Raw genomic sequence first — 513 nt, 5'->3', positions numbered from 1 at the left:
ACCGACACCCTGGCCGAAGGGGGGCGCGTCGAGATTCGAGGCTTCGGCAGCTTCTCGCTGCACTATCGGGAGCCGCGCATCGGACGCAACCCGAAGACCGGCGAACCGGTCGCGCTCGACGGCAAGTTCGTGCCACACTTCAAACCCGGCAAGGAGCTTCGCGAGCAGGTGGATGCCAGCCGCGCTCTGGGCTACTGACGCCGCTCCGGCCACTACTCTCTTCCATTCACAGGGGACACAAGCGCATGCGTTGGCTCAAAGGCCTTATCCTGGCCATCATTCTGCTGGTCGTTCTGCTGGTCGGCATCCTCTTTGCCGTCAACAACCAGCAGGCCATTCCGCTCAACCTGATCTGGCTGGAGCTGCCGGCAATATCGCTGTCCGTCTGGCTGCTGGCCTCCCTGGCCGTGGGCGTCCTGCTCGGCATGCTGGCCATGAGCGGCGTCTACCTGCGCCTGCGCACCCTGCTGACCCGTGCCCAGCGCCACAACCAGCAGCAGCGCAAGGAGCTGG

At 65.1% G+C, this 513-nt stretch carries 2 protein-coding genes; both read left to right on the top strand.

Features of this window, described 5'->3' with window-relative positions; all coding sequences use genetic code 11:
- A partial coding sequence (locus tag ABD223_RS43450; RefSeq protein WP_344044242.1) for an HU family DNA-binding protein occupies positions 1-198 on the top strand: 198 nt, incomplete at its 5' end.
- A gap of 47 nt (positions 199-245) precedes the next feature.
- On the top strand, positions 246-513 hold a 268-nt coding region (locus tag ABD223_RS43445; RefSeq protein ID WP_344044240.1), incomplete at its 3' end, for a lipopolysaccharide assembly protein LapA domain-containing protein.

Origin of the sequence: Saccharothrix xinjiangensis, from assembly GCF_039527585.1 — a bacterium.
Taxonomy (GTDB): Bacteria; Actinomycetota; Actinomycetes; order Mycobacteriales; family Pseudonocardiaceae; genus Actinosynnema; species Actinosynnema xinjiangensis.
The sequence above is the reverse complement of the archived record's forward strand: the minus strand, read 5'-3'. Positions and strand labels throughout refer to the sequence as shown.